The 22,059-nt window shown below is 26.7% G+C and carries 22 protein-coding genes and 2 rRNA genes; 5 read left to right on the forward strand and 19 right to left on the reverse strand.

The genetic code is table 4. The features are described 5' to 3' along the window. Window positions 1–4: 4 nt before the first annotated feature. The 16 genes from AAHM78_RS13975 to infC form a co-directional block, all read right to left on the reverse strand. Window positions 5–2,632: a valine--tRNA ligase gene (locus AAHM78_RS13975; RefSeq protein WP_342253593.1), complete on the reverse strand. Its 2,628-nt coding sequence runs from the start codon at window positions 2,630–2,632 to the stop codon at window positions 5–7. Window positions 2,633–3,360: 728 nt separating this feature from the next. Then, window positions 3,361–3,621 (reverse strand): GNAT family N-acetyltransferase, encoded by a 261-nt coding sequence (locus AAHM78_RS17235; protein ID WP_425289813.1) that lies wholly within the window; start codon window positions 3,619–3,621, stop codon window positions 3,361–3,363. Window positions 3,622–3,636: 15 nt separating this feature from the next. Beyond that, window positions 3,637–4,011, reverse strand: coding sequence for a transposase family protein (locus AAHM78_RS17240; RefSeq protein ID WP_342254611.1), 375 nt, complete (start codon window positions 4,009–4,011; stop codon window positions 3,637–3,639). Between the two features lie 50 nt (window positions 4,012–4,061). Next, window positions 4,062–4,295: a transposase family protein gene (locus AAHM78_RS17245; protein ID WP_425289746.1), complete on the reverse strand. Its 234-nt coding sequence runs from the start codon at window positions 4,293–4,295 to the stop codon at window positions 4,062–4,064. 17 nt (window positions 4,296–4,312) lie between these two features. Continuing rightward, window positions 4,313–4,453 (reverse strand): hypothetical protein, encoded by a 141-nt coding sequence (locus AAHM78_RS17250; RefSeq protein ID WP_425289747.1) that lies wholly within the window; start codon window positions 4,451–4,453, stop codon window positions 4,313–4,315. Between the two features lie 33 nt (window positions 4,454–4,486). Beyond that, entirely contained in the window at window positions 4,487–4,984 is a 498-nt protein-coding gene (locus AAHM78_RS13985) for a hypothetical protein (RefSeq protein WP_342253594.1), read from the reverse strand. Between the two features lie 874 nt (window positions 4,985–5,858). Beyond that, window positions 5,859–7,226 carry an MATE family efflux transporter gene (locus AAHM78_RS13990; RefSeq protein ID WP_342253595.1) on the reverse strand — a complete coding sequence of 456 codons (1,368 nt, stop codon included), beginning with the start codon at window positions 7,224–7,226 and terminating at the stop codon, window positions 5,859–5,861. 130 nt (window positions 7,227–7,356) lie between these two features. After that, a complete protein-coding gene (pheT, locus tag AAHM78_RS13995; RefSeq protein ID WP_342253596.1) occupies window positions 7,357–9,762 on the reverse strand; it encodes a phenylalanine--tRNA ligase subunit beta in 2,406 nt (801 codons plus the stop codon). 24 nt (window positions 9,763–9,786) lie between these two features. Further along, a complete protein-coding gene (pheS, locus tag AAHM78_RS14000; protein ID WP_342253597.1) occupies window positions 9,787–10,851 on the reverse strand; it encodes a phenylalanine--tRNA ligase subunit alpha in 1,065 nt (354 codons plus the stop codon). 63 nt (window positions 10,852–10,914) lie between these two features. Continuing rightward, window positions 10,915–11,694, reverse strand: coding sequence for an RNA methyltransferase (locus AAHM78_RS14005; protein WP_342253598.1), 780 nt, complete (start codon window positions 11,692–11,694; stop codon window positions 10,915–10,917). After that, the gene (locus AAHM78_RS14010; protein ID WP_342253599.1) at window positions 11,672–12,379 is read right to left on the reverse strand and encodes a SprT family zinc-dependent metalloprotease; all 708 of its coding nucleotides are present in this window, start codon (window positions 12,377–12,379) and stop codon (window positions 11,672–11,674) included. The genes AAHM78_RS14005 and AAHM78_RS14010 overlap by 23 nt, the downstream gene beginning before the upstream one ends. 35 nt (window positions 12,380–12,414) lie before the next feature. After that, window positions 12,415–12,918 (reverse strand): dUTP diphosphatase, encoded by a 504-nt coding sequence (locus AAHM78_RS14015; RefSeq protein ID WP_342253600.1) that lies wholly within the window; start codon window positions 12,916–12,918, stop codon window positions 12,415–12,417. 32 nt (window positions 12,919–12,950) lie between these two features. Further along, the gene (locus tag AAHM78_RS14020; protein ID WP_342253601.1) at window positions 12,951–13,745 is read right to left on the reverse strand and encodes a hypothetical protein; all 795 of its coding nucleotides are present in this window, start codon (window positions 13,743–13,745) and stop codon (window positions 12,951–12,953) included. Between the two features lie 299 nt (window positions 13,746–14,044). Beyond that, window positions 14,045–14,404: a 50S ribosomal protein L20 gene (rplT, locus tag AAHM78_RS14025; protein WP_252320320.1), complete on the reverse strand. Its 360-nt coding sequence runs from the start codon at window positions 14,402–14,404 to the stop codon at window positions 14,045–14,047. 16 nt (window positions 14,405–14,420) lie between these two features. Next, window positions 14,421–14,609 carry a 50S ribosomal protein L35 gene (gene rpmI / locus AAHM78_RS14030; protein ID WP_342253602.1) on the reverse strand — a complete coding sequence of 63 codons (189 nt, stop codon included), beginning with the start codon at window positions 14,607–14,609 and terminating at the stop codon, window positions 14,421–14,423. Between the two features lie 16 nt (window positions 14,610–14,625). Then, window positions 14,626–15,168 carry a translation initiation factor IF-3 gene (gene infC, locus AAHM78_RS14035; RefSeq protein WP_174480738.1) on the reverse strand — a complete coding sequence of 181 codons (543 nt, stop codon included), beginning with the start codon at window positions 15,166–15,168 and terminating at the stop codon, window positions 14,626–14,628. 530 nt (window positions 15,169–15,698) lie between these two features. Here infC and AAHM78_RS14040 point away from each other — a divergent pair. After that, window positions 15,699–16,091, forward strand: coding sequence for a transposase family protein (locus AAHM78_RS14040; RefSeq protein WP_342253603.1), 393 nt, complete (start codon window positions 15,699–15,701; stop codon window positions 16,089–16,091). A 59-nt stretch (window positions 16,092–16,150) separates the two neighbouring features. Then, entirely contained in the window at window positions 16,151–16,516 is a 366-nt protein-coding gene (locus tag AAHM78_RS14045) for a transposase family protein (RefSeq protein ID WP_342255199.1), read from the forward strand. On the opposite strand, the gene AAHM78_RS14050 is transcribed toward AAHM78_RS14045, so the two are convergent. Then, window positions 16,513–17,616: a hypothetical protein gene (locus AAHM78_RS14050; RefSeq protein WP_342253604.1), complete on the reverse strand. Its 1,104-nt coding sequence runs from the start codon at window positions 17,614–17,616 to the stop codon at window positions 16,513–16,515. The genes AAHM78_RS14045 and AAHM78_RS14050 overlap by 4 nt on opposite strands. 172 nt (window positions 17,617–17,788) lie before the next feature. Here AAHM78_RS14050 and AAHM78_RS14055 point away from each other — a divergent pair, with 172 nt between their 5' ends. From AAHM78_RS14055 to AAHM78_RS14065, 3 genes are read left to right on the forward strand one after another with little or no spacing between them, the layout of a single operon-like run. Then, window positions 17,789–17,917 (forward strand): hypothetical protein, encoded by a 129-nt coding sequence (locus tag AAHM78_RS14055; protein ID WP_342253605.1) that lies wholly within the window; start codon window positions 17,789–17,791, stop codon window positions 17,915–17,917. A 47-nt stretch (window positions 17,918–17,964) separates the two neighbouring features. Beyond that, window positions 17,965–18,357, forward strand: coding sequence for a transposase family protein (locus AAHM78_RS14060; protein ID WP_342252923.1), 393 nt, complete (start codon window positions 17,965–17,967; stop codon window positions 18,355–18,357). A 59-nt stretch (window positions 18,358–18,416) separates the two neighbouring features. Next, complete coding sequence (locus AAHM78_RS14065; RefSeq protein WP_342255199.1) at window positions 18,417–18,782, forward strand: transposase family protein; 366 nt, start codon at window positions 18,417–18,419, stop codon at window positions 18,780–18,782. Between the two features lie 66 nt (window positions 18,783–18,848). Here AAHM78_RS14065 and rrf read toward each other — a convergent pair. Both rrf and AAHM78_RS14075 read right to left on the reverse strand, forming a co-directional pair. After that, a 5S ribosomal RNA gene (gene rrf, locus AAHM78_RS14070) occupies window positions 18,849–18,955 on the reverse strand. Between the two features lie 82 nt (window positions 18,956–19,037). Further along, window positions 19,038–21,980, reverse strand: a 23S ribosomal RNA gene (locus AAHM78_RS14075). Window positions 21,981–22,059: the final 79 nt, after the last annotated feature.

The following is a 22,059-nucleotide window of genomic DNA, read 5'->3' on the forward strand; positions in this document are numbered from 1 at the left end:
TTTTTTATAATTCTTTAATCTTGGCATTGATTAAAATTTTTTGATTTTGATACTTTTCTAATTTTTGCTTTTCTATTTCAACTTTTGTTGGTGGTGCCTTTGCTAAAAATTGTTGGTTACTTAAAATATCTTTACTACGTTTTATTTCATTTTCAATATAAAATAATTCCTCTTTTAATTTTGCTAATTGTTCTTCTTTATTAAATAAATTTGAAACATTAATTTCTATTACTGCTGAATTAATAATTTTAATTATTTTATTATTAACAGACAACGGACTATCAATAATAGTAACAATTTGACTATTAGTTAATTGTAATAAATAAGGATTTAAAGTATTTTTTTCTAATTCAAAAAAAGAATTAGTCGTATTGATATGAATAGTTAACGGTAATTTTAAAAATAAATTAAGTTCTTTACGAATTTTTCGAATATTACCAATAATTTCAATTAATATTTCAACAAATTGTGTTACATCTTTTGTTTTTTTCATAACTTTAACTTTAGGAAACTTATTTGTTAAAATGCTATTTTTATACCCCATTTCTTCATAAATTGCTTCTGTGATAAAGGGAATAAAGGGATGAACCATAATAATAATTTGTTGTAAAACATAATATAATGTTTGCAATGAGTTACTTTGTTGCTCTTGATTTTGTAAATTAACTTTATTTAATTCAATATATCAAGAACAATATTTATTTCATATAAAATTTGATAGTGCTTTAACTACTAAAACAAATTCATATTTTTCCATATATTGCTCTACATAAATAATCAATTGATTAAGTTCTTGTAAAATTCATTGATCAATAAATGATAATGAATTATTATAAACAATATTTTCATCCAATTGAAAATTATCATCAATATTCATTAGTACATAACGTGCAGCGTTTCATAACTTATTATTGAAATTTCAAGCTGACTCAACTTTAGTAATACTAAATCTTAAATCTTGACCCGGAGCACAATTGCTAACTAAAAAGTAACGTAAAGCATCCGCACCATACTTTTTAATAACTTCCATTGGATCAATTCCATTATTTAATGATTTTGACATTTTTCTACCTTGTTCATCACGAATTAAACCATGAATTAAAACATTAGTAAATGGTTTTTGATTAGTAAATTTTCAACCCATAAACATCATTCGTGCAACTCAAAAAAATAAAATATCATAAGCAGTAACTAATACTGATATTGGATAATATTTTTGCAAATCAACATTTTTTTGTGGTCAATCCAAGGTTACAAAAGGTCATAAACCACTAGAAAATCATGTATCTAATACGTCTGATTCTTGAATATAATCGTTAATTGGTGATGGTGGATTAGTATCAACATAAATTTTCTTAGTTTTTTTATGATATCAAACTGGAAGCGAATGACCCCATCACAATTGACGAGAAATACATCAATCTTGAATATTATTTAATCACTGCAAAAGTTGTTGTTCAAATAATATTGGATGAAAATCAATCTTTGTTTTCTTATTTTTTTGTTTATCAATAATCATTTCAACTAATGGTTTCATTTTTATGAATCATTGTTGTGATAAATATGTTTCAATAATAGCGTTACTTCTTTCTGAATAACCAACTTGATGAAGATGGTCTTCAACCTTTACAACTAAATTTTCTTTTCTTAATTGTTCAACTAATTGTTTACGACATACCATTCGATCTTGATTAATATATGATTGTGCTAATTCATTCATAGTTCCATCAACATTCATACAAATAGGCATTGCTAAATTGTGACGTAATGCAATTTCATAGTCATTAGCATCATGAGCTGGTGTACATTTCATAGCACCCGTTCCAAAATTAATATCAACATAATCATCAGCAATGACTTTAATTAACATTTTATTAGCCGGATTAACAACCATTTTACCAATAAATTGTAAATAACGTTTATCTTTACTATTTACAACTATACACTGATCAGCAAACATTGTTTCTGGTCTGGTAGTAGCAATAGTAATAAATTCACTACTATTTTCTATAAAATATTTTAAATAATACATTTTTCCTTTTGTTTCATGATAATTTACTTCAATATTAGAAATAGCGGTTTTTAATTCTGGATCTCAATTTACTATCTTTTTTCCTCGATAAACTAAACCTTCTTTATATAACTTTACAAATACTTCATTAACTGCTTGCTTAACATTTTCATCTAAAGTAAATACTTCGTGCGAATAATCTAATGCTAAACCAAGTTTTGCTCACTGTTTTCTTATGTTTTGTGCATATTCTGTTTTTCATTTTCGTGCTTGTTGTAGAAATTTATCTTTACCTAATTCTTGCAAATTAAGTTTTTGTTCTTCTTTAATACGTTGTGCAACTTTAACTTGCGTGGCAATGCCAGCATGATCCATACCAGGTATAAATAAAGTATTAAATCCTTGTAAACGTTTATAACGAATTAATAAATCTTGGATAGTACTATCTCAAGCATGACCTAAATGTAAAAGTCCGGTTACATTAGGTGGTGGTAAGATAATAGAAAATGTAGGATTAATAGAACTAACATTTGCCTTAAATAATCCAGATTTTACTCATTGTTCATAACGATCCTTTTCAATTTCAATATGATTATATTTTTTGTTTAAATTTCTATTCATTTGTTATACTCCTTTTTAAAATAAAAAAAACATTCCACAAATAGGAACGTTTTTTAACGCGGTACCATCCTAATTCATTTACAAAGTAAATGCACTTAATTATTATTTAAATTGCTAATAATATAAGTTACCTTCAAATTAAACTTGCTTAGTTTACAGCAACCACTAAGTCTCTAAATTACCATTTAATTTTACTCTTTTATATTTTAAATTAATTATGTATTTTATTTTACATTGTTAATTTTAAAAAACAAGACATTTGAGAAAAGAAAAAATCTAAATATTAAAATTATCTTTTTTAAAAACAGGAGTGGATGTTTTCATAGACTGCATGCAGTCTAATTTATTTTTTATATTTTGATCAAAATCACACAATAAAGGAGTATCATCTTTTTTTATTGTCTTTTTTTGATATGCTTGTTTTTCTAATAATTTTATTTTTCTTTGTTCTGGTGTTAAGTTATTTCATCATTTTTTTGCCTCATTTTTAACAACATCTACTTGTTTGGGGGTTAAAGTATTTCATCATTGTTTTGGATTTTTGATTATTTGTTCTCTTTGTTGATTAAATAAATCAATAACTTTTTGATAATCTTCCTTGAAAATTGATTCTTCATGTATTAAAACTTCATCTAAAATACTAGATAATATTTCACTATCCTCTAATATCTTTTGTTCATCATTTATAGCTTTTGATTTTGACTTATCAAAATCAATAAAAATTTCTTTTATTTTAATATTTTTTCACTTTTCAATTTCATCTCTTTTATTAAAAATTGCATGAGGTATATTAATTTCATAATCATAAAAAAAAGTTTTTTTTTATTTCATGCATAAGTGAATCCTAATTTTTCATAAAATTCACCGACAGTAACATTAGTTGGATCTGATAATAAAATAAGGTTTTCGATATTATTGCTATGACATATCTCAAAAATTTTGTAAATAAGTAAACTACCATATTGTTGCTTACGATATTTTTCTTCAATAGACTTGGTGCAAAACTAAGGTAATTCAAAATTATATATTCCTGCTATTAAATTAAATCTTAATGCAAATCTTCGTATTTTATTGCGATATTTTAAACTTAAAATTTTAAAACGTTTTAGTTTAGCAAATACGTGTTCAATTTTAATTCTAATTTTACTTAAAGTTTTATTGTATTCTTTTTGAATTGGTGTTAATTGATTGTATTTACTTTTTTTAAATGGCAAAAATGTATTTTTATGAATATTTTGTATACCTTGATAACCTGAATCAACAAAAACTTGTTTTTCTGGATGAATAAAAGTTTTAGATTTTAGAAGCAATTTAAAATCATGAATGCTTCCAAAACAAAAAGCAGTTGAAATAATTTTTCCATTGGAAATATCAATAATTATTTGGGATTTGAGAGAATGATGTTTCTTTTTACCTGAAAAAAGTAATTTTAGTTTTTTTTAATTCTTTCAATTGGAGTTTCAGTAGCATCAATAGCTAACAAATTATTATTAGTACCTTTATTTTTTGTTAAATCTTTTTTTCCAGGTAAATTAAAAATTCCGCTTTTTATTAAAATATTTTCAATTCAAAAAATATTACGAATGCAACTAGCATGACTAATATTATATCTTTTTGCAATAACTCTATAACCACTATAGTCTTTTCAATATTCTAAAGTCATTAATAAACGCTCTTCAATTACAATTTTATTTTTTCTACCACCATAATATTTTGTTTAGACTCAGCAATTTTTAAAATTTCAAGCATTTTATAAAATGTTTGTGGCTTTATGCCGACTAAACTATAAAATTCTTGATCATCTTTATATTTTTTAAACATAATAACTATCACCTTTAATATTAATAATAATCGTTAAATTGTTAAAATTAAAGGTTTTGCACCAAGTCTATTATGAGTATTTATTTCTTTCATCGGCATAACAATATAATTTATTGCTAAATAATTATCTTTATATGGATTATTAATTTTAAAACTTTTCATATCTTGTTCTCATGTAATTTTATATTTAAAACATTCTTGATTTTTATCATTTTTAAAAATATAATAAACATTATATTGTTCATAAAATTCACAAGATATTAATTTATTTTCATTTCTAGTAATATTTGGAATATTTTTAATATATTTTAAAATATCACTACCTTTAACACTTTCAATATCTTTTGTTATTGATTTTTTACCTAATTTATAATAAAAATCTTCAATTATTTTTAATGCTATTTTTTTATTTTTTTCATCAATAATAGTATCTTTAATAGGAAATCATGTTTCATATTCACCAATTTCTAATAACATACCTTTAGTTGTTTCTTTAATTTTATTTTTAATATCTAAATTAACATTAATCATTACAAATCCTTTCTATGTATAAGCCTTTTATCACTGTAGGTGATAAGGCTTATATACTACTAACTACTTATCTACTATACGTAAGGCTTATGCTACTTACAGTAGCATAAGCCTTGGAGGGTAGGGGTTCTAGGGGAAGGGAACCAAAATTTTTGAAATTTTCAAAGAGCAACACAAAAATTACTATTGGTTAATTCCAGCACAATAGCCTAAATAATTTTTTATTTAGTTATGTAATAATTAATTACTTTAATAAAGTGCTGGTTTAATAAAATAATTAATTATAATTGTTTAACAATTAAAAAATGAGAGTATTATCTCTCATTTAACTTCTTTTTAAATCTAACCATTAACTTTATACGCCCAGTACTTTTTAAGATACTTATTATAAAATTTTCTTATAAACTTTAACATTTTCTTTCTCCTTTTTATAAAAAAATAAAAAAATTTTAAAACAATCATGCTTTTTTTATTTTTTTATTATTTCTTAATTTCTTTTTTAATTCCAAAATGATTTTATTAGTTCTGGTGTTATTACTATTTTTATATATTTACTTAAACTTATTTTTAAAATTCTTTCAAAAAATAAAAATTTCTTATAATAAAGGTATGTCAAAATTTTTAATGTCCGTATTTATTTAGTTATAATTAAAATTTAATTATTATAAAAGTTTAATTATAACTAAAAATAAAAAAAGCATTACTTCTACCATCCTCTAAAATCACACCAGTAACTATAATAATTGTATATTAAATACAATAAAAATAAAACGATAAATATGAATTTATTTGCTAAAATATAATAGAATTTTTTTAACATTTTTTAAACAAAATTTATTAAAATAAAATCTATTATTAAAAAGGGATTTTTATATTATCCACGTGGTTCAAATGTCGGATGAGGTACATTTTCTACTTTAGAATTAATAATATTTTTATTTCAAGGAATTACTTTATAAAATACATAAGCACAAATAAAATCAGCTGATTTACTTAAACACGAAATCATAATTACCATTTTAATACTTAAGTCAGTTCACTGCAATAAAGCAAAAGTAATAAAAATATCAATAAATCAAATTAAAAATAGATCAGCAATACTAATAATTAAAGTATAGCCACCAGCATAAAGAAAACTAAATAACGGTTGCATCATATTAATGAAAAAATAAGTTATTGCTGAAAAAGCCATATATCAAACTGCAAGTTTCATAGCATTATTAGATAAATTTGGAAATAATACTTTTGGAACTCAAAAAGCACTACCCAAAATAATTAAAGCAATAACAGTTGAAATAGCAAAACTCAATTTTAATATCTTGTTAGCATTTTCTTTAGCCAGTACTAGTTCTCCTGAACCTAACTTGCTACCAACAGCATATCCAACTAAAGCATTATATCCCCTAAAAGTAGAATAAAAAATAGCAACAACACTACCAACAATTTGCACAGCGGCAACAACTTCAGTATCACCAAAATGAGAATATAAAGCCGTTAACATTACTACTGAAACACCAAATAATACTTGACTAGCAAATAAAGGAATAAAAGTAATAATATATTTTTTATGTAAATCTTTTGTAAATTTAAAAATATTTCAATTAGGAGCATAAATTGGTTTTTTATAAATTAAATAACCTAACAATATAAAACATTCTACTGCTCTTGAAATAATTAAACTTATTGCTAATCCTTCAATACCTAATTGTGGTCCCCCACTATATGGTAATGATAAAATACAAACTAAAAATGTATTTAAGAGTAATGAGCAAATAGAAGTTATCAATGGTGTTTTAACATTACCACATGTATTCATAGTAATTGACATAATAAAAGCAAAACCTAACAATGGGTAATTTCAAGCAATTAATTTACTATATTCTTCAGCAATACCAATAGCATTTTGATGAGAATTATCTTCAGCACCAAGAATTACTCCCATAATTTGTTTGCTAAATAATTCTAATATTACAACAAAAAATATTGAAAAAATTAAAGTATAAAATAATTTTATATTAGTAGTTTCTTGAATTTTCTTCTTATCTTTAATACCTAAATATTGAGCAGTAAAAATATTACCGGTAGCAACGATAGCAAAAAAGATATATCAAACCATATCATAAATATTACTTGATGATGCAACTCCAGCAATAGCATCATCATTTCCAAATTGACCAACCACAAAATTATTCATTAAGTTTATTAATGTTTCAATTAAAGATTGTGCACAAATTGGAATCATAAATAATAACGCCATTTTATAAAAGTTTAAATTATCTTTGTTTAATGTTTTCATATTATCTCACCCAATTTAAAAATTTAATATAATAAAAAAATATATTAATGTTATTATTTAATATTTTGTTATATTTTTAACGAATAATTGCTTGAAATTTTTTCTTTAATATTTCTTGAATAATACTTATTTGTCCACTTACTTTTGTTTCATCTAATTGTTCTTCTTGACTATTAAATTTCAAATTAAAAGTTAATGAGTGTTGATGTTGTGATTTTAATTTTTCATCATTATAAAAATCTACCAAAGATATTTGTTCTAAAAAATCAATATTTGCAAATATTATAGCATTTTTTACATCAGAAAATTGAATATCGCTATTAACAATAATTGATATATCACGACTTAAAGCATTAAATTTTGATCAAAGCTTAAATTTAGAAACTACTTTTTGTTGTTCTTCTATGATTTTAACTAACTTACTACAATTAATTTCTGCTAAGAATATTTTTTCAACATTCATTATTTTTTCAGTTTGTGGATGCAGTGCGCCAATAGTAGCAATATGTTCTTGCTCATAAAAAATATCTGCGCTTAAATACGGATGCATTAAAGAATTATTATTTGTTTTATAAACAATAGAGTTAAATAAATTTGGCATAACTTTTGCTAAAAAACTATCTAAAAAACCTTTAATAAAATAATACGTACTATTAGTAATTTTATTAGTATTAATTTTTGGTCAAAAATTATCCATAATCATAAAAGCTAAATGATGATTATCATCAGTTTCATCACCTGTATAAATAGTTTCATCAGTAAAAATTTTTAATTGTGTTTCTTTACGTGCATAATTATATTGACAAATTCTTAATAAACTATCTGTCAAACTAAAACGCATAACTTCTCTTGTTAATGTCAAAGGTGCTTCTAATTTTACAGGTATTTTATATTTAAAAAAATTAAAATCATTTAATCTCTGCATACTTGTTAAGCTATATGTTTTTACTTGATTAAAACCATAACTTGTTAAATGTTGTCTTCACTTCATCATTAAATTTTCCATTGCCGTTGGTGACTTAAATGATACATTAAATTGTGGTTTAATAACTGGTAATTTATCATATCCAAATACTCTTGCAACTTCTTCACTAAAATCATTAGCATTATTTAAATCACTACGATGATTAGGAACTGTTACTTTTAAAATTTCTTGATTTTTTGCATCAATTTCAATTTGACAACCAATAATAGTCAAATAATTAATTATTTCATTAACCCCAAAATTTGTACCTAAAATTTTATTAATAAAATTAAAATTAAAATTGATCACTTTTGTTTTAACTTGATAAGGAACATCATTACTAAAACCAGTAATTTCATATTTAACTTGTAATTGTCCTAAAATAAACAAATAACGTTGTAAAGCAATTAAATAATAATCAGGAACAACTGGTCTTGTTAAACGTTCTAATAATGTATTAATAAGAGCACCATGTCGCTTTGCTTGTTTACTCATTAAGGTAACATCAGGATTAATTGAAAATATAAAAACTTCTTTGGAACTTGGTTTAACTTCATATTCAATATTATGACTAACTCCTAAAACACTAAAAGCCAAATATTTATCGTGTAATAAAATATCACCCTCTTTAATTTGCAAATTACCTTCCGGGTATGATTTAGGTGAAATATTTAAAGATGGTTTTTTTAAAACATCGGCACTAAAAGTAATTAAGGGTTGACCCAATTCTAACATTACTAAATGAATAATATCTTCTGATAAAGTTTTTGGTACAATATTTGCAAGTTGTAGTGTTCTTCTAATTCAAATTGGTGTTATTACAGATTTATCATCAAATTCAATCTTTAATGTTGCTAAAGCTTGAATTTTACCATTAAGAACACTAACTTGACTTTTATTATCAAATTTTCCTATACTACTAACTTCCATGTTTTTTAAAGGAATTTTAAAATAACCGCTTAATTCTCTAGCAATACTATAAATCCCCAAACAATCACTACGATTTACTGTTAAATCAATAAAAAAAATTGTATCATCTAAATTTAAATATTGTAATGGATTAATATTACCAACCATTGCATCATCTGGTAAATTAATAATACCACTTAATTCTTCTTTATTCTGAACAATACCGCTTAATCCTAATTCTGTTAATGAACAAAGCATTCCTGAAGAAACAACGTCTTGAATTGTTCTTTCAACAATAGTAAGACCATTACCTAAAGTACTTCCTATCCTTGCTACAACAACTTTAATACCAATAACTACATTTGCTGCACCACAAACTATAGTTAACATTTCAGTGCCTACTGTTACTTCACAAATATTTAATTTATTTGATTTAGGATGTTTAGTAATTTTAGTAATTTGACCAACAACTAAGTTTGTATTACTGAACATTAAATTTTTTACTTGATCAACCTCAAAACCTAAACTATTTAAAGCATCAACGATTTCATAATCTTTAATGCTATTAATATTCAATCACTGCGAAATGATTTTACGTGAAACTATCATTTTATTTTATACTCCTTTTAATTTTTAAAATTGTTTTAAGAATCGAAAATCATTATTATAAAATAATCTGATATCGTCAATGCCATATTTAATCATAGTAATTCTTTCAATGCCTACACCAAAGGCAAAACCTGCTGTTGTTTCATCTAAACCAGCAGCAATAAAAACATTTGGATGAATCATACCAGCACCTAAAACTTCAATTCAACCAGTATACTTACATAATGAACAACCTTCTGTATTACATTTTGGGCAACTTACATCTACTTCAATTGAAGGCTCCGTAAATGGGAAATAACTAGGACGTAATCTTGTTTTAGTTTCCATGCCAAAAAATTGCTGACAAAAATAATTTAATGTTCATTTTAAATTTGCAAAAGTAATATTAGATCCAACTAAAAACCCATCAACTTGCATAAATTGGTGAGAATGAGTAACATCATCATCATCTTTTCGATAAACATTTCCTAAACTAATAATAGCTGTGGTTTCTTTTGAATTTTTATCTTGCTCGCTAAGAATGCGTGCAGTCATATTTGTAGCGTGTGTTCTTAATAATCAACGATTAAGTTTGTCATTATTATTTTCAAGATAAAAAGTATCTTGCATATCTCTTGCTGGATGATCAAATGGTAAATTTAAGCGATTAAAATTATATTCTTCATTTTCTACTTCATTACCACTAATGATTTGATAACCCAAATTTTTAAAAATTTCAGATATTTCGGTAACAGTTTTTAATAAAGGATTGGTGTGACCAATATTAAAATCAATACCCGGTAGTGTTAAATCAATTTCTGAAGATTTAAGACGCTCATTAATGTTATCTTTCTCAATTTCATTAAATTTTTTTATTATATATTCATTAATTTCTTTTTTTAATTTATTAGCTGCTTGACCAATTTCAATTCTAAAATTATGAGGAAACTTTTCTAAAGATTTTAATATATTATTAATATCCGAATTTTTACCTAAATATTGTGATTTTAAAACTTGCAATTTATGTAAATCAGCAACTTCATCAATATTATTAAATGCTTGCTGTCTAATAATTTCTAATCTTTTTTTTAAATCGTTAACCGCTAACATTCTATTCCTCCATTAATTTGTTAATATGTATAATTAAATTTTATAATTCAAAATAAGTATAATTTATTTTAATATATTACTAGTAAATAAGCAATACGTTACTATTGCTACACTTGTTGCTAAATTTAATGATTCAACATTAAAAGAAGTTGGAATAAAAATATTACTATTAATTTTATCTTTATACTTTTTATTAATACCTTGTCCTTCATTGCCAAATAAAAAAGCATTCTTTTGCTTAAAGGTAATTTCAGATAAATTAGTACTATTATCTTCATGTAGAAATGTACCATAAATCATATAATTTGCATTTTTTACTTTTAATAAAAATTGATCAAAATTTTCATAATACAGATTAGTATAAAAAATAGCTCCTTGACTTGCACTAATTACTTTGTTATTATATAAATCAACGCTTTCATTTGATAAATAGACTTCAGAAATATTAAAAGCAGTAACACTGCGTAAAATATTTCCTAAATTACCTGGATCTTGAATTGTATCAATTAGAATAATATGAGAAGAATAAAAATAATTTAAAGGTTTAACAATATTACAAACACCAATTATTGGTTGTGGTGTTTTTTGTTGTGAAATTTTTTTAATAATCATACTATTTACAACAATAACTTCAATATTATTACAAGCTTTTAATAAATTTGCATATTTGTCTAAATACTTCTCATCAACATATACTGCAAGTAATCTTTTTTTTAATAATGCAATATTAATTAAATGTTCTCCTTCAATTAAAAACATTTTTTTAACATTGCGATGTTTTCTTTCGTGTAATAAAACTAATTCTTGAATTATTTGATTTTTAAGTGAGGTTATTTGTTTCATCCATAACTCCTTGTTTTAATATTTTTTGACAATCTTGAAAATCTGGACAATATTGAGCAACAAAATTTCAAAATGTTTTTTTATGATGAGCATGAATTATATGCGTTAACTCATGAATTATAACATAATCAATTACAGCATAATCAAAATGAATTAATTTATAATTAAGTGTAATGATTTTAGTATTTGGTTGACAAACACCTCATTTATTTAACATCGAACGAATTTTTAGTACTGAAAACTCAATATTCATAATTTCTGATCAATATTGTAAGCGACTCATAAAAATATTTTTTGACTCTTCTTTTAAAAATTTTTGAATTTTAATTAATATTTGCTTATCATCTTGAATATTTGTGCATACTACCAAATTATTAAATTCAAAATAAATAATGGTTTTTTTTGAATGATACTTAGTAATTAATTGATATTTTTTACTTAAAAAATAAAGATAACTGTCATTATTATTAATAACAATATTAGGTTTTAATATAGTTTTCTTGTTTAAAATTTTAGGTAAACTTTTTAAAATGAAATCTTCAATTAATTTTTCTTGCATAAAAAATGGAGCACTAATAATAATTTGATCGTTGCGCACTTTTAAATACATATGTTTTTGTTGTTTATATGTAATAATATACTCTCATTTTGTATTATTATAATTGAAAATTTTAACATTAGTCATTTTAATCTCCTAAATAAAACGATCACTTATTTCCATTAATAATTTTGTGATTGTCGTAAATTATTTATTTCATTTTTATAAATATAACAAGAAATAATGTCTTCACTATTAAAATTACATTTTTTACCAATTGTAAAATAAATATTTAATAATTCAAAAAAATCATTACTTGATTTTGATTTAAAAAGAGTTGTAACAAAAGCAAATAAATCAATGAATGCAAGATTAAGATCTTGATAATTTGTTTTTTCTGAAAAACTAAAATTTTGAAAATCAATATTAAGGCTATTACCGATACTAAGAATAAAATGAAGACTATCAATATATTCTTCAAGCATTACTGATTTTTCACTACTTGGTTTTGAACTTCAATATTTAAAACATCTTTGTTCATTTGCAAATTCACCTAATTCAACTAAAAGTGCTAAAAATCTAGAATTTAATGTTTTAATATCGCTAACACCACGATTAATAATTATTTTTTTATCTAACTCATTTTGAAGTTGGATAATTGTTGAAAATTGTTTTGAATTTAACATAATTAACTCACTTTCTTTTTTTTAATTATTAATTAAGATTTCATTATTTTCTTATCTTTTAAATTTAATTTTTTATAAAATTTTGTAATTAATGATTTTTTATCTTTGTAAATAGGATTAATTTTTGTTCCTTTTTCTAAATAAAAAGGAGATAAAGTTTTTATAATAAAAATATATGTTAAAACTAGTAATGAAATACCAACAACAGACATAAATGTAAAACGTAAAATTGGTAACAACACTGAAGTGTCTAATACTTTTTTACCAAAACTTGCTGTATAACCAGCATTACCAATAAATAAGTAATTAGTACCAAAAGAAGTATTAAAAATAAAAACACCACTACCAAATAAAGTGAAATATAATATACTTTTTTTGATATATATTTTGTCATATTCAATATGACCATATAAATATAAAAGTAAATAAGAAAAAAGAATAATAATATGAATAAAATAATAATTTCAATAAAGAAAATGTTGTGGACCAAAAACTCATTTTGTTTTATCTGGTAATAAAAATGCCAAAATAACAGGACCAATTAAAGGAAAAGTAATATTAAATAAACTTTTATTAGGAATAATTAATAGTATACCACTAGTAATATTTAATACCGAACATAATTGAAAAGGAAAATAATCATACCATTGATAATTATCACCATTCAATCCATGAACAATATAAAAACTAATATATAAAAGTATTTGAAAAATACCTAAACTACATTTAAAACTATAGCACTTACTTAAATTAGCATAAAACCTTTTAAAAATAAATAAACTAATTATCAAGAATAATGATATAGATAAGCCAATTCAATAATACATACCAAATAAAGGATTAATAACTGCTTGTGGATTACCATCAAAAAATCCAAGAAAAACAAATTGCATAATGGCCCCCTCTTTTTTTAAATTTCTTTCTTATTTTTATACTAAGAAGCGAATTTATTTTTTAATTTTACCATTAAATATATTATAAAACAAAGTTTGTGATAAAAAAATATTCTTTGAAATTTATATTAAATACATTTCTAAAACTTATCATAATTATATAAATTAAAAACACTTGAAATAAATTAAATTTATTATAAGTGTTTTTAATTTATATAAAATTTTGCAATTAATTATTTTGCTAAAGCAGATTTTGATGCCAAAACTAATTTTTCAAATTCTTCTGGTTGATTAATTGATAACTCAGACAATATTTTACGATTAAGATTAATATTAGCTTTATTTAAGCCATCAATAAAACGTGAATATGATAAATCATAATTACGAACAGCTGCATTAATTCTTTGAATTCATAACTTGCGAAACTCACGTTTACAATTTTTACGATCACGATAAGCATATGCTAATGAGTTCATTACTTGTTCATTTGCTGTACGATATAAACTATGTTTTGCTCCATAATATCCTTTTGCTGCTTTTAGTATTTTTTTACGGCGATGATTAGTTGTATAACCACCTTTAACTCTAGCCATTTATTTTGTCACCTTCCTAAATTAAATATTTTAAACGCTTATAGTCAGAAGCAGATACTTCACTTCACCCACGTAATTGACGTTTTTGTTTTGTTGTTTTATTTTGAGCTAAGTGAGAAACAAAAGCACCACTACGCATTCATTTACCACTTCCTGTTACTTTAATTCTTTTTTTTAAAGCTTTTTTTGTTTTCATTTTTGGCATATTTTACCTCCTATTGTTAATTTTCTTGATTTTTCTTTTTTGGAAAAAGATAAATAGTTTGTATATTTTTTTCTTTTTTATCAAAGTTTTTATCATAAATACAAATATCTTCTAATTCTTTATAAAATTTTGTAATTACTTCAAATCCTGCTTCAGGATTATGTAATTCACGACCACGATATTTTAATGTAACTTTTACTTTGTTACCATTACTTAGAAATTTACGAGCCTTATTTGCCTTTGTTTTAATGTCATTGTTATCAATAACAACACTTAGTCGAATTTCTTTTTCTTCAACAATTGTTAATTTTTGTGCTTTTTTAACTTCTTTTTCCTTTTTTTGTTGTTCAAAACGATATGTATCAAATTTAAACATTTTACAAACAGGTGGTTTAGCATTTGGTGATATACATAATAGGTCATATCCTAAATCTTCTGCTTTTTTTAAAGCATCATTTTTTTTCATTAAACCATAATTAGTACCATCATTACCAATTAATAAAAATTCATAAAAGGGAATATTACTATTTCATAAATTATCATTATTTTTAAAAGCCATACATACCTCCTTTAATTTGCATAAATAAAAGTGTGCTAAAACGCACACTCACCACTACAAAACTTTATTTTAAAAATAAAAATTTAAAGCATTGAACCTATAACAACTTAGCTATCAGGTGAGCGTAAAAACTACTTTCTTTATGTCAAGTATTATTATATTAGATTTTTAATAAATTACAAGATTTTTTTTAATATGTTAATACATAAATTTAAATAAAAATAAAAAAACTTACTATATAATTAGCCAGCAAGTCTTTTATTTTTATTAATTTTAATACTAATTACTTATATATAACCTATCTTTTATTAAAATTTTTAGCTGTATATAAGATTCCTTGCGATCCATCAGCATAAATTGAATCATCTGGACCAACTGCTAAAGCAAAAATATGATCATCAGTATTTTTTATTCCAGATAATTCAGAACATAAATCTGTACCTTCTATTTTTTTATATACTAGACTTGGTGCAAAACCTTTAATTTTAACAATTTAACGATTATTATTAATATTAAAGGTGATAGTTATTATGTTGAAAAAATATAAAGATGATCAAGAATTTTATAGTTTAGTCGGCATAAAGACACAAACATTTTATAAAATGCTTGAAATTTTAAAAATTGCTGAGTCTAAACAAAAATATTATGGTGGTAGAAAAAATAAAATTGTAATTGAAGAGCGTTTATTAATGACTTTAGAATATTGAAAAGACTATAGTAGTTATAGAGTTATTGCAAAAAGATATAATATTAGTCATACTAGTTGCATTCGTAATATTTTTTGAATTGAAAATATTTTAATAAAAAGCGGAATTTTTAATTTACCTGGAAAAAAAGATTTAACAAAAAATAAAGGTACTAATAATAATTTGTTAGCTATTGATGCTACTGAAACTCCAATTGAAAGAATTAAAAAAAACTAAAATTACTTTTTTCAGGTAAAAAGAAACATCATTCTCTCAAATCCCAAATAATTATTGATATTTCCAATGGAAAAATTATTTCAACTGCTTTTTGTTTTGGAAGCATTCATGATTTTAAATTGCTTCTAAAATCTAAAACTTTTATTCATCCAGAAAAACAAGTTTTTGTTGATTCAGGTTATCAAGGTATACAAAATATTCATAAAAATACATTTTTGCCATTTAAAAAAAGTAAATACAATCAATTAACACCAATTCAAAAAGAATACAATAAAACTTTAAGTAAAATTAGAATTAAAATTGAACACGTATTTGCTAAACTAAAACGTTTTAAAATTTTAAGTTTAAAATATCGCAATAAAATACGAATATTTGCATTAAGATTTAATTTAATAGCAGGAATATATAATTTTGAATTACCTTAGTTTTGCACCAAGTCTACTTTATTGGAGTCAATACCAACAAATAAATTATTATCTCTATCAATGACTAAACGTTTAACCTCGTGGTTTGGATTTGTTTCTAAGATTACCTCATATATTCCATTCTTTATCTTATAAAGACGACCATTTCAAGAAACAGCAAAAACAGTATTATCCTTGTCAACTACTAAACTATCAATTTGATGTCCATCGTGTATTTGTTGAAATATTCCAAAAGTTTGACTTATTTTATCATTTTTATAAATTATTCCACGATCATCATCACCAGCATAAATTGAACCATCTGGACCAACTGCTAAACTTCTAATATGATCACCATTTGTTCCTTGCATTAAACTAGTGCTTCCATTTTTACTGATTTTGCATACACCAGTATCACTACCAACATAAACGGTTTCAGTATTTTTATCAAATGTTAAAGCTCAAATTCAGTTTTTTGGTCCTGGTATTATAATTTTTTCAAAACTACGTACACCATCGCTCTTATAAACAAAGCAATTATCACTACCAACATAAACATTATCTTCATTATCAATTACTAAGGCTCTAACTGCCCAATATCCTTCTAATTCTGCCATTAAAATTTCTAATCCTGTTGGAGTAATCTTATAAACCTTATCTTCTTGTGCTCTAAAAATATTACCTTGTGAATCAACACCTAAAGCATAAATGTTTCCGTTTGTTAATTTTTGAGAAACAAAATTAGTAATACTATAATACAAATTAACTGTTCCTATATAATCACCTTTGCCAATAATTGTAGCAATACTAGTATCTTGTCTTTTAATATCAAAATCATTAATAGTTAATGATTTAATTGCATGATTTGCTTCAATAATACCTATTAGTAAACTCATTTTAGATGGTGCTAAATCCTTACCACTATTAATAAGTCCTAAATTATTATTTACTATTATATCTGCTAAGTTAATTGCACTATGTTTATTTTCTAAACGTTTTTTATTTTGCATATAATTGGTTGTAATATTAGTTTTTTCCTCAATTCTGTTTAATAAATTAGTTAAATTTCCTGTGGTTGTTGCAAGTGTTAAAACACTTAATGTTTTTATTATTTTTTTCATAAAGACCCCCTTTTTGATACTAATAATAGTTTTTTACACTAGACTTGGTGCAAAACTAAGGTAATTCAAAATTATTTTAATTTTCACAAAAAATCTTGATATTACTTTTAATTTAAAATTAAAAGTAATATTTTTACGGATTTCTCCCCACATGTACGCGTGGGAGGAACAAATGAAATTTAATGAGTTCAACAACGTTTTTCAAACCGAACAACAATGTCTTGAATATATAGCAATGTTGAAAGAAACCAAATGCATACGGTGCTATAGTTCTACTTTAGACTTGGTGCAAAACCTTTAATTTTAACAATTTAACGATTATTATTAATATTAAAGGTGATAGTTATTATGTTGAAAAAATATAAAGATGATCAAGAATTTTATAGTTTAGTCGGCATAAAGCCACAAACATTTTATAAAATGTTTGAAATTTTAAAAATTGCTGAGTCTAAACAAAAATATTATGGTGGTAGAAAAAATAAAATTGTAATTGAAGAGCGTTTATTAATGACTTTAGAATATTGAAAAGACTATAGTAGTTATAGAGTTATTGCAAAAAGATATAATATTAGTCATACTAGTTGCATTCGTAATATTTTTTGAATTGAAAATATTTTAATAAAAAGCGGAATTTTTAATTTACCTGGAAAAAAAGATTTAACAAAAAATAAAGGTACTAATAATAATTTGTTAGCTATTGATGCTACTGAAACTCCAATTGAAAGAATTAAAAAAAACTAAAATTACTTTTTTCAGGTAAAAAGAAACATCATTCTCTCAAATCCCAAATAATTATTGATATTTCCAATGGAAAAATTATTTCAACTGCTTTTTGTTTTGGAAGCATTCATGATTTTAAATTGCTTCTAAAATCTAAAACTTTTATTCATCCAGAAAAACAAGTTTTTGTTGATTCAGGTTATCAAGGTATACAAAATATTCATAAAAATACATTTTTGCCATTTAAAAAAAGTAAATACAATCAATTAACACCAATTCAAAAAGAATACAATAAAACTTTAAGTAAAATTAGAATTAAAATTGAACACGTATTTGCTAAACTAAAACGTTTTAAAATTTTAAGTTTAAAATATCGCAATAAAATACGAATATTTGCATTAAGATTTAATTTAATAGCAGGAATATATAATTTTGAATTACCTTAGTTTTGCACCAAGTCTAATGTAAAAATTAAGATTTTTTTTATTTTTACATTAAAATAAATAAAAAAAATTTGGCATCGTGCTATTTTCCCATTGCTGGTATTTTCGCCGCTGGAGTGCTTAACTGCTGTGTTCGAGATGGGAACAGGTGTGACCACTCCGCCATGGACACCAAATAGTTTAGCAATTGCTCCCTAAAAACTAGAAACAGACATCTTTAAATTTGATTACTCTTGATTTGCAATAGAGAATATATTCTTCAATAAATTCTCGATCTATTAGTATCAGTAAGCTGAACATATCACTATTCTTACACACCTGACCTATCAACCTTGTAGTATTCAAGGGATCTTACTTCTTTCGAATGAGAAATCTCATCTTGGAACTGACTTCGCGCTTAGATGCTTTCAGCGCTTATTCATGCCCTACATAGCTACCCAGCTGTGCCACTGGCGTGACAACTGGTGCACCAGAGGTAGGTCCATTCCGGTCCTCTCGTACTAGGAGCAGCTTTCCTCAAATTTCTTGCGCCCACGACAGATAGGTACCAAACTGTCTCACGACGTTCTGAACCCAGCTCGCGTACCGCTTTAATGGGCGAACAGCCCAACCCTTGGAAGCGACTACACCTCCAAGATGCGATGAGCCGACATCGAGGTGCCAAACCTCCCCGTCTATATGAACTATTGGGAGAGATTAGCCTGTTATCCCCGGGGTAACTTTTATCCGTTGAGCGACGGCCTTTCCACACAGCACCGCCGGATCACTAAGCCCAACTTTCGTTCCTGCTCGACTTGTATGTCTCGCAGTCAAGCACCCTTTTACCTTTGCGCTCTACATATGATTTCCATTCATATTGAGGGCACCTTTGGTCGCCTCCGTTACTTTTTAGGAGGCGACCGCCCCCAGTCAAACTACCCACCAGACACTGTCCTTAGACCAGATTATGGTCTCAAGTTAGAATTTCAATATAGCAAGGGTGGTATCCCAATGGTGACTCCATGCCTACTAGCGTCTGCATATCCAGGTCTCCCACCTATGCTGTACAAACTACACCAAAATTCAATATCAAGTTGTAGTAAAGCTCCACGGGGTCTTTCCGTCTAATCGCGGGTAACCTTCATCTTCACAGGTACTAAGATTTCACCGAGTCTATAGCCGAGACAGCGTCCGGATCGTTACGCCTTTCGTGCGGGTCAGAACTTACCTGACAAGGAATTTCGCTACCTTAGGACCGTTATAGTTACGGCCGCCGTTCACTGGGGCTTCAGTTCAAAGCTTCGCTTACGCTAACAAATCTCTTTAACCTTCCAGCACTGGGCAGGCGTCACCCCCTATACATCGTCTTACGACTTAGCAGAGAGCTGTGTTTTTGCTAAACAGTCGCCCGGACCTCTTCACTGCGACTCATATTGCTATGAGCTCCCCTTCTCGCTAACTTACGGGGTTATTTTGCAGAGTTCCTTAGCTATAGTTATCTCGCTTGCCTTAGGATATTCTCCTTGACCACGTGTGTTCGTTCTCGGTACATGCACCATGGTGATGTCTTTAGAAACTTTTCTTGGAAGTATGGCATCAAATTCTTCGTTACTAAGCGAACCGTTCACTCCCCATCGTACTTCAAGGTTAACGCTGTGCGGATTTGCCTACACAACTCTCTTTGTACTTAGCCCAGCACTACCAATCACCGGGACATTTTAGCCTTCTCCGTCATTCCATCAGTCACCATGGTGGTACAGGAATATCAACCTGTTATCCATCGACTACGTTTTTCGGCCTCGCCTTAGGTCCTGACTAACCCTGGGTGGACGAACCTAGCCCAGAAAACCTTGGTCAATCGGCATGAAGGATTCTCACCTTCAATCGTTACTCACGCCGGCATTCTCACTTCTAAACGCTCCACTAGTCCTTCCGGTCTAACTTCGTCGCAGATTAGAACGCTCCCCTACCGCCCACAATATATGTAAACATATATATAGACCCATAGCTTCGGTACAATGCTTAGCCCCGGTACATTTTCCGCGCAGAATCATTCGACTAGTGAGCTGTTACGCACTCTTTAAAGGATGGCTGCTTCTAAGCCAACCTCCTAGCTGTCTGAACAATTTCACATCGTTTTCCACTTAGCATTGATTTGGGGACCTTAGCTGATGATCTGGGCTGTTTCCCTCACGTCCATGGACCTTATCACCCATAGACTGACTGCCAGATATGTAACAATGACATTCGCAGTTTAATTGCATTCAGTACCCCGAGAGGTGGGGCCATCATACATTCAGAGCTTTACCTCCATTGCACTAATTCTGACGCTAGTCCTAAAACTATATCGGGGAGAACCAGCTATCTCCAGGTTCGATTGGAATTTCACCGCTAGCCACAAGTCATCCACGGTCTTTTCAACGAACGTTGGTTCGGTCCTCCATTAACTGTTACATTAACTTCAACCTGCTCATGGCTAGATCACCTGGTTTCGGGTCTACGACCACATACTAAACGCCCTATTCAGGCTCGCTTTCGCTTCTGCTCCGTCTTTTCAACTTAACCTTGCATGTAATCGTAACTCGCCGGCTCATTCTACAAAAGGCACGCCGTCACCCATTAACGGGCTCCGACTTGTTGTAAGCATATGGTTTCAGAAACTATTTCACTTCCCTCTCGGGGTACTTTTCACCTTTCCCTCACGGTACTGATTCACTATCGGTAATTGGTTAGTATTTAGCCTTACGCAGTGGTCTGCGCAAATTCCGACAAGGGTTCCACGTGCCTCGCCGTACTCAGGATACTGTCAAGAGATTTATACATTTCGCATACTGGGCTTTCAACATCTATGGCGTTGCTTCCCAACAACTTCTGCTATATATAAATTTTGTAACTCTTCATAGGTCGAACCTAATAGACAGTCCTATAACCCCAGTCTGACGACTGGTTTAGGCTGCTCCCTTTTCGCTCGCCGCTACTAAGGGAATCGCATTCGCTTTCTTTTCCTCTAGGTACTAAGATGTTTCAATTCTCTAGGTATCACTCTGCACAACTATGAATTCATTGTACAGTACTATCCTGATTAAAGATAGTGGGTTTCCTCATTCGGACATCTCCGGATCAAAGCTTATTTCCAGCTCCCCGAAGCTTATCGCAGGTAATCGCGTCCTTCATCGTCTTCCAATTCCAAGGCATCCACCATACGCTCTTAATAATTTATTTTTAGAATATCCTATTGCAAGATAAAAATTATCTTATTTTTTTTAAAAGATGTCTATTATCCAGTTTTTAAAGAACAATT

Source organism: Spiroplasma endosymbiont of Zeiraphera isertana, from assembly GCF_964030805.1.
Lineage (GTDB): Bacteria > Bacillota_I > Bacilli_A > Mycoplasmatales > VBWQ01 > Spiroplasma_E.